Origin of the sequence: Devosia beringensis (genome assembly GCF_014926585.1) — a bacterium.
Lineage (GTDB): Bacteria > Pseudomonadota > Alphaproteobacteria > Rhizobiales > Devosiaceae > Devosia > Devosia beringensis.
In genome coordinates, this window is record NZ_CP045422.1 from 2,324,443 (window position 1) to 2,338,028 (window position 13,586).

Here is a 13,586-nt window from a genome sequence, read left to right on the forward strand (position 1 = left end):
TGTCCCGGCATCAGGTGACTTGGTCAGAACGCTGCCTGGTAGATCGAGAGAATATCGGCAATGCCCAGCGGGCGGGGGTTGTTGTCGATCAGGCGCTTGATGGCAAAGGCCTCCTCGGCCCAGGCGGAAAGATCGGCCTGCTGCGCGCCATGACTGGATAGCTGCATGTCGATGCCCAGGCCCTGGCAATAGGCGAGGCTGCCGGCCAGGATGCTGGCGACGTCGGCCGTGCCGGTGAGGCCCAGCGCGCTCGCGACGGCGCCGGTCTTTTCCGGTCGGACTTCGGCGTTGAAGGCCAAGACATGGGGAAAGATGATGGCATTGGCCAGGCCGTGCGGCAGCTTGAGGCGCGTGCCGAGCGGATAGGCCAAAGCATGGCCACCGGCGGTATTGACCGGCCCCAGGCAGATGCCGCCGTAATAGGAGGCCAGCATCATGCCGGAACGCGCCTCGGTATCGGTGCCGTCGGCCACGGCGCGGGCAAGATAGCGCCCGACCAGGGCAATGCCCTGGCTGGCATAGCCATCGATCAGCGGATGCGCCTTGATATTGGTGAAGGCCTCGACGCAATGGGCCAGGGCATCGACACCGGTAGCGGCGGTGACGGCGGCGGGGACCGAATAGGTGAGTTCCGGATCGAGCACGGCGATGTCGGCCAGCATGAACGGGCTTTCGACCGCCAGCTTGGCCAAGGTATCGGGATTGGTCACCAGCGCGCGGATGCCGGCTTCAGAACCGGTGCCCGAGGTGGTGGGCACCTGGGCCAGGGCGGTGCGGCGGCCGTTGACCTTGCCGGAGCCGACAATGTCGATCACCGATTGCTCGCTGTCCCACAGCACGGCAATGAGCTTGGCCACGTCCATGACCGATCCCCCACCAAGGCCGATCACCAGATCGGGGCGGAAGGCGCGGGCGGCGGCCAGCACGGCAGCCACGGCCGGCAGATCGGGCTCGGGCGGCAGGTCGATGAAGGTCTCGACCGTGCCGGAAAGGCCGATGCGCTCAACAAAGCCCATAGTGGGCGCCATGGCGACGACGAAGACGCGGCTATAGGGGGCAGCCCATTGGGCAATGCGGGCGACAGCGCCGGCGCCGATTTCGAGCCGCGCCGGTTGCAGCAGGGTGATGGGGCGGGCCATGGACAGCGTGGGCTCAGACATTTTCCTGCGCCTCAAGTGCGGCCATCTGGACCCAGACATTGTCGATTTCGGCCTGGCCGAGTTCAACCAGCGGCGGGCGGACGCGGGTCCAGCCGGGATGGTTGCGGCGGCGGGCCAGCATGGCCTTGATGGTGGGCAGCTGGACATAGGCGTTGGAGAGGTCGCGCCAGGCATTGATGCGCGCCTGGGCGGCGTCCACCCTGGCGTCCTGCGCGGGATCAAAAAAGTTGTCGAAGACGACGCGCAGATGCGCCCCGATGAGGTTGGAGCTCGACGTGATGCAGCCGGCGCCGCCGGAACGCAGCAGTGGCAGCATGAAGGGATCGGCCCCGGCCAGGACCGGAAAATTGGCAAAGCTGCTGGCAAAGGTCTGCATGCTGTCGAGCTTGCCCGAACTGTCCTTGATGCCGACGACAATGCCGGGAAAGGCTTCGAGCAGTCGGCCGACCAGTTCCACCGACAGCCCGACCTGGGCGATGGGGGGGATGTGGTAGAGCACCACGCGCAGATCATTGCTGCCGACCGCCTCGATCACCTCGGCATAGAAGCGGAACAGGCCCTCATCGCTGACGCCCTTGTAGTAGAACGGCGGCAGCACGACGGCTGCCTTGACGCCGGCGTCGACGGCATGGCGCACCAGGGTCACGGTATCAGGAACATTGGTCTGGGACGTGCCGGGCAGCAGGCGCTGCGGATCGATGCCGGCGGCGATGACCTGGTCGAGCAGGGCCTGGCGGTGGGCGATGGAAAAGGAATTGGCCTCGCCGGTGGTGCCGAGCATGGCGATGCCGTCACAGCCTTCCTGCAGCAGCGCCTGGCAATGGGTGGCAAAGGCGGCGTGGTCGGGCGTGCCATCGGCGAGCACGGGGGTGGCGGCGGCGCAGAAGACGCCGTGAATGGGCAGGCTGGCAGCGGGGTTCATGGCTTTTTTCCTGCAACCAGGCGCCTTGCATAGGCGATGGCTTCATTCATGTTGGTGTGGTTGGCCTTGCCGGAACCGGCAATGTCGAAGGCGGTACCGTGATCGACCGAAGTGCGGTCGATGGGCAGGCCGAGCGAGACGTTGACGGCGGTGTCGAAGGCGACGAGTTTGATGGGGATGTGGCCCTGGTCGTGATACTGGGCGATGACCAGGTCGAAGGCGCCGTTATAGGCGCGATAGTAGAGCGTATCGGCCGAGATGGGGCCCTGCACGTCGATGCCCTCGGCGCGGGCCATGGCCACGGCCGGCACGACCTGGACATCGTCTTCGCTGCCGAAAAGGCCATTCTCGCCGCAATGGGGATTGATGCCGGCCACGGCGATGCGGGGTGCCGCATAGCCGATGCGCTTGAGGTGATCATTGCCGGCGCGGATGGTGGCGAGGATCCGTTCGGGCGTGGCCCGGTCGATGGCGGTCTTGAGCGAAACATGGGTCGAGACGTGGATGACCTTGAGGCGCTCGGAAGCGAGCAGCATGAAGGCTGATTTCTGTCCCGTCAGCGCGGTCAGCATGCCGGTATGGCCATCATAGTGATGGCCGGCCAGGTTGAGCGCTTCCTTGTTGATGGGGGCGGTGACGATGCAGCCGATGCGGCCGGCTTCGGCATCGCGGACGGCCCTTTCGATGAAGCGGAAGGCGGCGTCGCCGCCGCGCGGGTCAAGCTTGCCCCAGGGCAGGGGCCCGCCTTCGATGGGCAGGTCCTCCACCATGCCATCGAGATCGACGTTGGCGCCGGTGGCGGCAACTGCCAGGTCCAGGGTGGCGCGGTTGCCATAGATGCGGGCGCGAGCGCGGTCGGTGGGGCTCATATCCGCCAAGGCGCGGACCGCGATCTCGGGGCCGACGCCGGCCGGGTCGCCCATGGTGATGCCGATAAGGTCGCTCAACTGTGTTCTCCGTCGATCCATCCCCGGGGGAGGCGGACATATTTGATGGCCCGCCGGAAATAGGTGTAGGCGACATGCAGCGCGCCGTCCGGCCCTTCCAGCAGATAGGGATAGGATAGTTCCTGGTTGCGGCCGTCGACCGAATTGTTCGACAGGCATTTGCCGGAGCTGTCGTCGATGATGCGGCGCAGTGGAAAGCTCAAGCCGCCATCGGTGGAGATGCAGAGCGAAAGCGGCGCGCGGGGCACGCCCCAGACCGGGGCACAGCCGCCCGATGCGTCGGGCCGGTCATCGCCGGCCTCGATCTCGTCATAGAGCGAGACACGGCGATCGGCAGAGGTCGCGGCGGAGGCCGGGTTGCAGACCATGGCCAGGCGCCCGTCGGCGAGGCGGATGACATTGATGGAGGAATTGTTGTTGGGCACGTCGGTGGGCTGGGGCGCCGACCAGGTGACGCCGCCATCAAGGCTCTCCGAGCGATGCACGAAGTCGGACTGGCGGCGGCGATAGTAGGCCACCATGTGCCCGCCATCGAGCGGCACGATGGTCATATGCACCGAACCGATGGAGCCGGGCACTTCGCTCAGCGACCAGGTGGCGCCATCGTCATGGCTGACGGCGACGCCTGCAGTATCGTGGCTGCCGTTCCAGCGCTCGCCGGGGCGGGAGATGCAGCGGAAGACCGGCATCATCCAGGCGCCATCGGTGCGGCGCACGAAACGGCCGCGCACGAAGGTGCCGAGCGGCAGATCGACAAGGCGCGGTTCGGCGCCGGTCAGCGTCGCGCCATCGACGCTGATGTCGCGGACGCGCAACAGGCATTCGTCCTGATTGCCGGAGGGCTGGGCGGTGTGGAACAGCTGCCAGCCGCCCTGTCCGTTTTTGGTCAGGACCGGATTCTGCTCGGACCGTTCGGGATCGTTGCTGAGCTGGATGGCCGGGCTCCAGCGCTCGGCGCCGGGCGCCAGGGTGGACGCATAGATAGAGATATCGGACTTGCCCTCGAGCGTGCCGCCGAACCACAGGCAGGCCAGGGTGCCGTCGTCCAGTAGTTCGATGAAGGCGGCATGATTCTGCACCATGGGGGAGGGCAGATAGGCCTCGACACGCCCGGCCGGCACCGCAGCCAGCTGGCCGGTCATGCGGGCTTCGATCTCTTGCGGAGTCATGCTTCCCCCTCGCTTGTTGGTGGTGCCAAACTTTACAGTGATGCCAATGTTGTCAAGTTATTATTTTGCCATTTCAAGCGTCGGCGACGATCTAAAGCGGCGTTATAATGTTTATTATCAGCTGCTTAGATTGATATTGAGCGGGGCTGCGGGTGATGGTGCTGAATTATGTTTGACAACTATGGGTTGTAACATGATAGTGCAGGCCATGGCCGGGCCCGTTCGAGGCCTGCCTGGAGGAATTGCGCGAACGCCCCTGCAGCGTCGTTCACGCCACCGAACAAGCTGCAAAGGGAGGAAGAACTTGACCATCAAACACATTCTGATCGGCGCACTCCTGGCGTCGACGTCCATCGGGCCAGTAATGGCCCAGGACAATACCGCCATCACCGTAGTGCTGAGCGAAGAGCTCGACCTGGTGGAGCCCTGCATGGCGACCCGCTCCAATATCGGGCGCGTCATTCTGCAGAATATCAGCGAGACGCTGACCGAACTCGACGTGCGCGGCGACAAGGGCCTGATGCCCCGCCTGGCCGATAGCTGGGAAGACAAGGGCGATGGCACCTGGCAGTTCAAGCTGCATCCGGGTGTCACCTTCTCGGACGGCACCACGCTCGACGCCGCCGATGTCAAGCACTCGTTCGACCGCGTGTTCAGCGACCAGCTGACCTGCGAGAGCGCCCGCTATTTTGCCGATACCGCGCTCAGCTTCAATATCGTTGATGACACCACCATCGACATCACGGCGGTGCCGGCGCAGCCGATCCTGCCGCTGCTGATGAGTCTCGTCACCATCGTGCCGTCGGAAACGCCGATGGAATTCGTGCGCGATCCGATCGGCACCGGCCCCTATGTGATGACCGAATGGACCGCCGGCCAGCAGATCGTGCTCGACCGTCGCGAAGACTATTGGGGTGCCCAGCCCGAGGTGAGCAAGGCCACCTACCTGTTCCGCTCCGAGCCGGCCGTGCGTGCCGGCATGGTGGCCGCAGGCGAAGCCGATATCGCGCCGCAGATCACGGCCGAAGTCGCCGACAATACCGCTACCGATTTCAGCTATCTCAATTCGGAAACGGTCTATCTGCGTGTCGACGGCCAGGATGCCCCGACCAGCGATATCCGCATTCGCCAGGCGCTGAATGCCGCCATCGACCGCGAGGCCTTTATCGGCACCGTGCTGCCCACCGGCACCGAACTGGCCGTGGCCATGGTGCCGCCGACGACGCTGGGCTGGAACCCGGACGTGGCGGTGCCGGCCTATGATCCCGAGCTGGCCAAGAAGCTGATCGCCGAAGCCCAGGCCGATGGCGTCGATACCAGCCTGCCCATCGAGGTCGTCGCCCGTACCGAGAACTTCCCCAATGTCACCGAGGTCGCCGAGGCCCTGGTGCAGATGTTCAACGAAGTCGGCTTCACGGCAACGCTGCGCATGGTCGAAGTGGCCGAGCACGAGCAGTATTACTCCAAGCCCTATCCGGAGAGCGAAGGCACCCGTCTCGTGCTGGCGCAGCATGACAATAGCCGTGGCGACCCGGCCTTCTCGATGTTCTTCAAGTATGACAGCGAGGGCACCCAGTCGGGCGTCAACGATCCCAAGGTCGATGACCTGATCGCCCGCGCGTCGGCGGCGACCGGCGACGAGCGTGCCGCGCTCTGGTCCGAGCTGTTTGCCTATGTGCATGACGAGATCGTGGCCGATGTCCTGCTATTCCACATGGTTGGTCTCAGCCGCGTCAGCGAGCGCCTCGACTTCACCCCGACCATTGCCACCAACCAGCAGTTGCAGCTGTCGGAAATCGGCTTCAAGTAGGCGCCGACCTAATCCACTCTCGACGGTGCCGGGCTTCTTGCCCGGCACCGCTTCCTTAAAAACCGGGTGAAGAGCAATGATCAAACTGATCGGTCAGCGAGCCATCGCCAGTGTGCTCTCCCTGCTGGGCCTGATGGTCCTGGTATTCTTTCTGTCGCGCCTCACCGGCGATCCGGCCGTGCTGTTTCTGCCCATTGATGCCAGCGAGGCGATGAAGGCGCAGTTCCGCGCCCTGCATGGGCTGGACGCGCCGCTGATCGAGCAGTTCGGTCGCTATGTGCTGGACCTGCTGCAGTTCGATTTCGGCGACTCGCTGCGCAAGGCGCGGCCGGCAATCGACGTGGTCATGGAGGCCTATGCCTGGACCCTGCCGCTGGCGCTGATCACGCTGTGCCTGGTGGTGGTTGCCGCCGTGGTGCTGGGCTCGCTGGCGGCCTTCAATGTCGGCGGCTTTTTTGACCGGATGGTGTCGATCGTGTCGCTGATCGGCGCCTCGGCACCCGATTTCTGGATCGCCATTGTCGCCATCGTGCTGTTCTCGATCAATCTGGGCTGGCTGCCGACCTCGGGCGTCGGCACGCCGCTGCACTGGGTGCTGCCGATCGCGGTGCTGTTCATCCGGCCGTTTGGGCTGATCGTCCAGGTGGTGCGCGGCTCGATGTTGTCGGCGCTGTCGGCCCCCTATGTGAAGACGGCCCGGGCCAAGGGCGTCAAGAACCTGCCCATCATCTTCATCCATACGCTGCGCAATGCCATGCTGCCGGTCATCACCGTGATCGGCGACCAGGCGGCGGCCATGCTCAATGGCGCGGTGATCGTGGAAACCATTTTCGGCTTTCCCGGCATCGGCAAGCTGATGATCGATTCCATCCTGCAGCGCGACTTCAACGTCGTGCTCGCCGCCATCATGGTCACGGCCGTGGCCATCTTCATCATGAACATGCTGATCGACGTCGCCTATGGGCTGCTCGATCCGCGAATCCGGCACTAGGGAGCGCTGCAGATGACCGACTTGTCGCTCGCCAAGCCAGACCACAATGCGCCACGCAGCGGCCTGTCCGTGCTGCTGTCCATGCTGTGGCGGGACAAGCTGGCCTTTGTCTCGGCGCTGGTGCTGATCCTGATCGTGCTCTGCGCGCTGCTGGGGCCAACCCTGCTGGGTGATCTGGCGACCAGCCAGAACCTGCGCGGCCGCAACAGCCCGCCCTTTGACCTGTCGCGCGGCTGGGCCTTCATCCTGGGCGGCGACTCGCTGGGCCGGCCCATGCTGGCGCGGCTGATCGTGGCGGCGCGCAGCACCATGATGGTGGCGGCCGGTGCGGTTGCCGTGGCGCTGCTGGTCGGCGCGACGCTGGGGCTGATTGCCGGCTATCTGGGCAAGAATGTCAGCCAGGCGATCATGCGCCTGGCCGATGTGATCATGTCGTTTCCCTCGCTGCTGCTGGCAGTGGTGGTGCTCTATGTTATGGGGCCCTCGATCCCCAACATGATCCTGGTGCTGGCCATTACCCGCATTCCGATCTACCTGCGCACGACGCGGGCCGAAGTGCTCGAAGTGCGCGAGCGCATGTTCGTGCAGGCCGCCGTGGTGATGGGCGCCTCGCATGGCCGCATCATCCTGCGGCATGTGCTGCCGGTGGTGGCGCCGACGCTGGTGACCATTGCCACGCTCGACTTTGCCTTCGTCATGCTGGCCGAGAGCTCGCTGTCCTTCCTCGGTATCGGCATCCAGCCGCCCGACATTACCTGGGGCCTGATGGTCAGCCAGGGCCGACCCTACCTGACCACCGCCTGGTGGCTGGCGCTGTGGCCGGGCGTCTGCATCGTCATCACCACGCTGGCGCTCAACCTGTTGAGCAACTGGATGCGCATTGCCCTCGACCCCGCCCAGCGCTGGCGGCTGGAAGCCCGGAGCACGACCGATGAATGAAGCCCTGCTCGACGTGCGCAACCTGTCGGTGGATTTCCACACCGCGCGCGGCACCGTGCATGCGGTCAAGAATGTCTCGTGGAGTATCAATCGGGGCGAGACGCTGGCCATTCTGGGCGAGAGCGGCTCGGGCAAGTCGGTCTCTGCCGCGGCGGTGATGAACATTCTCGACGTGCCGCCGGCGCAGATCGTGGGTGGGGAGATCCTGTTCGAAGGCCAGGACCTGCTCAAGGTCAGCTACGAAACCCATCGTGCCCTCAACGGCAAGAAGATCGCCATGATCTTCCAGGATCCGCTAAGCCATCTCAATCCGGTCTATTCGGTGGGCTGGCAGATTATCGAAATGATGACCGCGCATGGGCGACCGGCCGACATGGCGCGGGAGCGGGCGCTCGAACTGATCAGGCGCGTCGGCATTGCCGATGCGGAAGCGGCGCTGCACAAATATCCGCACCAGTTTTCCGGCGGCCAGCGGCAGCGGCTGATGATCGCCATGGCGCTGATGCTCAAACCCGACATCCTGATCGCCGACGAGCCGACCACGGCGCTGGATGTGACCATCCAGGCCGAGGTGCTGGCGCTGCTCAAGGAGCTGCAGGCGGAAACCGGCATGGGCCTGGTGCTGATCACCCATGACCTGGGCGTGGTGGCCGAGATCGCCGATCGCGTCGTGGTGATGAGCGGCGGCGAGATCGTCGAGCAGGGCACGCCGCGCGACGTCTATCACAACGCCCAGCACCCCTATACGCGCCAGCTTATCGGCGCGGCGCCCGGCAAGGGCGAGATCCGGCTGCATGACGAAGCGGCGCCGGTGCTGCTGGAAACGCGCAAGCTGACCAAGACCTATGGCGAATTCACCGCGCTCAGAGATGTGTCGCTGGTGCTGCATCGCGGGCAGACCTTGGCCGTGGTGGGCGAAAGCGGCTCGGGCAAGTCAACGCTGGCGCGGGCCATCCTGCGGCTCGAACAGGCCGATAGCGGGGAGGCCCTGTGGAAGGGCCAGGACCTTCTGGGCCTTAACGCGCGCGACCTGCTCGGCGTGCGGCGGCAGATCCAGATGGTGTTCCAGGACCCCACGCAATCGCTCAATCCGCGCATGTCGGTCTATCAGCTGATCTCGGAGGGCTGGGACATTCATCGCCTGATGCCCGACAAGGCGGCGCGACAGCTGCGGGTGGCCGAGCTGCTTGAGCAGGTCGGGCTGGCGCCGGAAATGGCGCAGCGCTATCCGCACCAGTTTTCCGGCGGCCAGCGGCAACGCATCGCCATTGCCCGGGCACTGGCGCTGGAGCCCGAACTGATCATCTGCGACGAGGCCGTCTCGGCGCTCGACGTCTCCATCCAGGCGCAGGTGATCGCCCTGCTTGACGGCTTGCGGGCGCGGCTGGGGATTTCCTTCCTGTTCATCGCCCATGATCTGGGCGTGGTGCGCGACTTTGCTGATACGGTGATCGTCATGCAGGCCGGGCAGATCGTCGAGCGCGGCCCGACGGCGCAGATTTTCGAGGCACCGCAGCACGACTATACGCGGCGCCTGCTGGAAGCCAATCTCGACCCCGATCCCGATATCCAGGCGCAGCGCCGACGGGCTGGCGCGCATCCATGACACGCCTGGGCGTGGTCGCCGATGACCTCACCGGCGCACTCGACGCCGCCGCGCCTTTTGCGGCGCGCGGCATTGCCACGGTGGTGGCTCTGGGGCCGGAAGGCCTCGTGGCAGCACTGGCCAGCGGCGCCGATGTGGTCGGCGTCTCGAGCAATAGCCGGGAGGCATCGCCCGACGACGCCGGACGGGCCGTGGCGCAATGTCTCGAAAACCTTCCGGCGGGTCTGCCGCTCTTCAAGAAGGTGGATTCCCGCCTCAAGGGCAATATCGCGGCCGAGCTCGACGCCATCCCGTTCAACCGTGCGCTGGTGGTTCCCGCCATTCCGGCCTTTGACCGCTGGGTGCGGGACGGCAGGCTGGGCGGGTTCGGTGTGGACCAGCCGATCGATATCGCGGCGCGGCTCGGCCGCCATGCCGGCAAGGCCAGCATTCCCGATATCGTCACGCAGGCCGATATCGAGCAGGCGCTGGAAACGGGCGGGCATGACCTGCTTGTGGGGGCGCGGGGCTTGGCCGAGGCGCTGGCGGTGCAGTGGGCGCCTGAGGCGGTGGCTCTGGTGCCGCCGCTTGGGGCGCCGGTATACTGCGTCATCGGCTCGACCGATGCTATTACCCTGACGCAGGTCGCGCGGCTGCGTGACGCCTGCCCGGGGCTGACCCATATTGCTGCGCCCGATGGGCAGATGCCTGAGGGGGCCTCGTCCACGGCGCGGCTGACCGTGCTGCAGGCCACAGCGGGCGAGACCCGGGCTGATGGTGCCACCGTGGCGCAGCGCCTGGGGGAGGGGCTGCAGCGCCTGCAGCCGCCGCGGGGTGCAGTGCTGGTGATCTCGGGCGGGGCGACCGCGCAGGTGGTGCTGGGGGCGCTGGGCATCACGGTGCTGCGGCTGGACGGCGAGGCGCTGCCGGGCCTGCCCCTTGCCCATGCCGGCGGCTTCACGATAATCACCAAGTCGGGCGGCTTCGGCGATGCCGATACTTTGCTGACATTGCTCGGCCATCTTGGTGGGCCGGGCCTGGAGAGCGACGGATAGACATGTCGGAAATTCTCAATGTAAGGCGCAGCCTTTCTGACGCGGTGTTCGACCGCATCCAGCGGGCCATCAAGTCTGGTGCCTATGGCGTGGACGAACGCCTGCCGACCGAGCATGCCATGGCCGCCGAATTCCAGGTGTCCCGGCCGGTGGTGCGCGATGCGCTGCAGCGGCTGCGCGACCAAGGGCTGATCTATTCGCGCCGTGGCGCCGGCAGCTTCGTGCGCGAACAGGGGCTGCGCGAGCCGCTCGGCTTCGGGCAGATGGAAAACCTGTCCGACCTGCAGCATTGCTACGATTTCCGCCTCACCATCGAGCCGGAGGGGGCCGCCATGGCGGCCACGCGTCGCTCGCCGGAGGCCCTGCAGAAGATCAAGACGGCGCTGAGCCTGCTGCGCGACGCCACCAATAGGCAGGCGCACCGGGCCGATGCCGATTTCATGTTTCACCTGAGCATTGCCCAGGCCTCGGCCAATCCCTATTTCGCCACGGCAATGCAGGCGCTGGAAGATCATATTGCCGTGGGCATGCGGTTTCATGGCCTGTCGCTGCGCAGCACCAGCGACGGGCTGCAGCATGTGTTTGTCGAGCATACGGCGGTGTTCGAGGCCATTGCGGCCGGCGATGCCGAGGCGGCGCGCCAGCGGATGAAGGCGCATCTCTCAGGCTCGCGCGATCGCCTGTTTGAACCCAAGCGCTAAACCGCCCGTCAGCGCGCCGCGATCATTTCCAGCATGGACCGCATAGCGGTGGCGTAGCCCCTGGCACCCAGGCCCGCCATGACCGCATCGGCGCGCATGGAGACATAAGAGCGGTGGTAGATCGGCTCGCGCTTGTGGATGTTGGAGATGTGGAACTCGATCACCGGACCCTCGAACATCTTGAGCGCATCGAGCAGCGCCAGCGAGGTGAAGGTGAAGGCGGCGGGGTTGATGATGATCCCGGCGCCCTCGTCGATGGCCTCATGCACCAGCTCGACCAGCTTTTCCTCGCTATTGGTCTGGTGGAAGACGATGGGCGTGTCGCCGGCGGTGGACCGGCAGAGCTCTTCGACCTCGGCCAGCGTCGTGGTGCCATAGATGGTGGGTTCGCGCTTGCCCAGGCGGTTGAGATTGGGGCCGTTGAGCACATAGATCGGTTTCATTGTCGCTTTCATGGGCCTAGCCGCCATAGCCGAAGGTGCGGGGGAGCCAGAGCACGGTCTCGGGCACAAAGGTGAACAGCAGCAGCGCTCCGATCAGCGCGAGGAGGAAAGGGAAGACGTCAGTGACCAGCTCGCGCATCGAGGCCCCCGATATGCGGGTCATGATGAACAGCAGCAGGCCGAAGGGCGGGGTGATGAGGCCGAGCATGATATTGACCACCACCACGACGCCGAAATGCACCATGTCGATGCCGAGCGCCTGCGCGGTGGGGATGAAGATGGGCACGATGACGAGGAGGATGGTGGTGCCTTCAAGCAGGCAGCCGAGCACGATCAGCAGGATGTTGACGGCTATCAGGAAGGTGATCGGGTCGAGGTCCCAGGCGATCAGCATGGTGCTGAGGCTGCGCGGGATGTTCTCGACGGTCACCACATAGTTGAACACCAGGGCCCCGGCGATCAGCATGCCGATCGAGGCGGTGGTCTTGGCGCTGGTCAGCAGCGAGGCGTAGAATTCGCGGGCGCTGACGCTGCGGTAGATAACGACGGACACGATCAGCGCATAGAAGGCGGCGATGGCGGCGGCTTCGGTCGGGGTGGTGATGCCGCCATAGATGCCGAACATCAGCACGGCCGGCATCAGCAGGACCGGCAAAGCGTGCCAGGTCATGCGCGGCAGTTCACGCAGCGGGGTTGGCGGTTCAACGGGAAAATTCTTGAGCCGGGCAGTGATTGCGATGAGCACCATCATGGCGCCGGCCATCAGCAGGCCGGGAATGATGCCGGCGAGAAACAGGTAGCCGATCGAGGCGTCCGAGATCAGGGCATAGAGCACCATGGGAATGGACGGGGGAATGATCGGGCCGATCACCGCGGTCACCGCCGTCAGCGCGGCCGCGTAGCTCGGGGTATACTTGCCGTCCTTGGTCATCATGAATTGCATCATCTTGCCGCTGCCGGCCGCATCGGCGACGGCCGAGCCGGACATACCGGCAAAGACGATGGATTGCAGTACATTGACCTGGGCCAGGCCGCCGCGGAACCGGCCGACAATGGCGTCGCACCATTTCAGCAGCCGTTCCGACAGCGAGCCGGAATTCATGATCTCGGCGGCAAGGATGAACAGTGGCACGGCCAGCATGATGTAGTTGGAATACATGCCGTTGAGCAGCTGCTCGGCGACGATGCCCATGTCCTGGCCGCGGATCAGCAGATAAAGGATCGAGCCGCAGATCATGGACAGCCCCATGGGCAGGCCCAGCACGGCAGTCACGATGATGGTGATCAGCGCGGCATTGAAGGCTAGCGACAGGGTCATACGCCCGAACTCACTTTGGTGGGATCGACTTCACGCGCCTGCTCGCCCCAGATGGCGCGGCATCCGGCCCAGAACTGGCGGACAATGACGGCCACGGCAAAGATCGGGTAGATGGCGTAGAGGTAGTCGAACCGGATATCGAGATAGGCGGTGGACTGCACCTTCATGAAGGTCACGTAGTCGACGACCGCCGGCAGCGAGATGGCGAACAGCCCGATGACGATGATGGCGGTCAACACCACCATGACGCGGAAGACACGGTTGCTGGCGGTGCCATAGATCAGATCGAAGCGGATTTCCTCGTGGTCGCGGACGACGAAGGCGGTGCCGAACAGCACCAGCCAGACCCAGAGCACGACGCTGATTTCATGGGTCCAGCCGATGGGCAGGTTCAGCACATAGCGGAACACGATCTGCAGGATGAACACGGCAAACATCACGGCAAGCATGGCGGCGAGGATGTTTTCAGCACGCGCATGCAACCACGCGCCGAGGCCGGCCAGTCGTATCATCAGCAGTCTCCGCAGCAGAGGTTTGGCCAGGGTG

The 13,586-nt window shown here is 65.1% G+C and carries 13 protein-coding genes; 6 read left to right on the forward strand and 7 right to left on the reverse strand.

The window, feature by feature from the left end; genetic code table 11:
• Positions 1-23: 23 nt before the first annotated feature.
• From GDR53_RS11385 to GDR53_RS11400, 4 genes are read right to left on the reverse strand one after another with little or no spacing between them, the layout of a single operon-like run.
• The gene (locus tag GDR53_RS11385; RefSeq protein WP_232846607.1) at positions 24-1,160 is read right to left on the reverse strand and encodes an iron-containing alcohol dehydrogenase; all 1,137 of its coding nucleotides are present in this window, start codon (positions 1,158-1,160) and stop codon (positions 24-26) included.
• Complete coding sequence (locus GDR53_RS11390) at positions 1,153-2,082, reverse strand: dihydrodipicolinate synthase family protein (RefSeq protein ID WP_193334617.1); 930 nt, start codon at positions 2,080-2,082, stop codon at positions 1,153-1,155. The genes GDR53_RS11385 and GDR53_RS11390 overlap by 8 nt, the downstream gene beginning before the upstream one ends.
• Positions 2,079-3,029 carry a 4-hydroxythreonine-4-phosphate dehydrogenase PdxA gene (gene pdxA, locus GDR53_RS11395; RefSeq protein WP_193334618.1) on the reverse strand — a complete coding sequence of 317 codons (951 nt, stop codon included), beginning with the start codon at positions 3,027-3,029 and terminating at the stop codon, positions 2,079-2,081. Before pdxA ends, GDR53_RS11390 begins: the two co-directional genes overlap by 4 nt.
• Positions 3,026-4,198: a sialidase family protein gene (locus tag GDR53_RS11400; RefSeq protein WP_193334619.1), complete on the reverse strand. Its 1,173-nt coding sequence runs from the start codon at positions 4,196-4,198 to the stop codon at positions 3,026-3,028. Before GDR53_RS11400 ends, pdxA begins: the two co-directional genes overlap by 4 nt.
• Positions 4,199-4,562: 364 nt before the next feature.
• Here GDR53_RS11400 and GDR53_RS11405 point away from each other — a divergent pair, with 364 nt between their 5' ends.
• The 6 genes from GDR53_RS11405 (at position 4,563) to GDR53_RS11430 (ending at position 11,279) form a co-directional block, all read left to right on the forward strand.
• On the forward strand, positions 4,563-6,008 hold the full coding sequence (locus GDR53_RS11405; protein ID WP_232846810.1) for an ABC transporter substrate-binding protein: 1,446 nt from the start codon (positions 4,563-4,565) through the stop codon (positions 6,006-6,008).
• 76 nt (positions 6,009-6,084) lie between these two features.
• Positions 6,085-6,999 (forward strand): ABC transporter permease, encoded by a 915-nt coding sequence (locus tag GDR53_RS11410; RefSeq protein ID WP_193334621.1) that lies wholly within the window; start codon positions 6,085-6,087, stop codon positions 6,997-6,999.
• A gap of 81 nt (positions 7,000-7,080) precedes the next feature.
• The gene (locus tag GDR53_RS11415) at positions 7,081-7,938 is read left to right on the forward strand and encodes an ABC transporter permease (RefSeq protein ID WP_232846811.1); all 858 of its coding nucleotides are present in this window, start codon (positions 7,081-7,083) and stop codon (positions 7,936-7,938) included.
• Positions 7,931-9,544, forward strand: a complete 1,614-nt coding sequence (locus GDR53_RS11420) for an ABC transporter ATP-binding protein (protein WP_193334623.1) — start codon at positions 7,931-7,933, stop codon at positions 9,542-9,544. Before GDR53_RS11415 ends, GDR53_RS11420 begins: the two co-directional genes overlap by 8 nt.
• The gene (locus tag GDR53_RS11425; protein ID WP_193334624.1) at positions 9,541-10,578 is read left to right on the forward strand and encodes a four-carbon acid sugar kinase family protein; all 1,038 of its coding nucleotides are present in this window, start codon (positions 9,541-9,543) and stop codon (positions 10,576-10,578) included. Before GDR53_RS11420 ends, GDR53_RS11425 begins: the two co-directional genes overlap by 4 nt.
• Before the next feature lie 2 nt (positions 10,579-10,580).
• Positions 10,581-11,279 carry a FadR/GntR family transcriptional regulator gene (locus GDR53_RS11430; protein ID WP_193334625.1) on the forward strand — a complete coding sequence of 233 codons (699 nt, stop codon included), beginning with the start codon at positions 10,581-10,583 and terminating at the stop codon, positions 11,277-11,279.
• Positions 11,280-11,287: 8 nt separating this feature from the next.
• Here the strand turns inward: GDR53_RS11430 and GDR53_RS11435 are convergent, their stop codons facing one another.
• Genes GDR53_RS11435 through GDR53_RS11445 form a run of 3 tightly spaced genes read right to left on the reverse strand, consistent with a single transcriptional unit; the run spans position 11,288 to position 13,552 of the window.
• Complete coding sequence (locus GDR53_RS11435) at positions 11,288-11,722, reverse strand: type II 3-dehydroquinate dehydratase (RefSeq protein ID WP_193334626.1); 435 nt, start codon at positions 11,720-11,722, stop codon at positions 11,288-11,290.
• Positions 11,723-11,738: 16 nt separating this feature from the next.
• Positions 11,739-13,040, reverse strand: a complete 1,302-nt coding sequence (locus GDR53_RS11440; RefSeq protein WP_193334627.1) for a TRAP transporter large permease — start codon at positions 13,038-13,040, stop codon at positions 11,739-11,741.
• Positions 13,037-13,552: a TRAP transporter small permease gene (locus tag GDR53_RS11445; protein WP_193334628.1), complete on the reverse strand. Its 516-nt coding sequence runs from the start codon at positions 13,550-13,552 to the stop codon at positions 13,037-13,039. The genes GDR53_RS11440 and GDR53_RS11445 overlap by 4 nt, the downstream gene beginning before the upstream one ends.
• Positions 13,553-13,586: the final 34 nt, after the last annotated feature.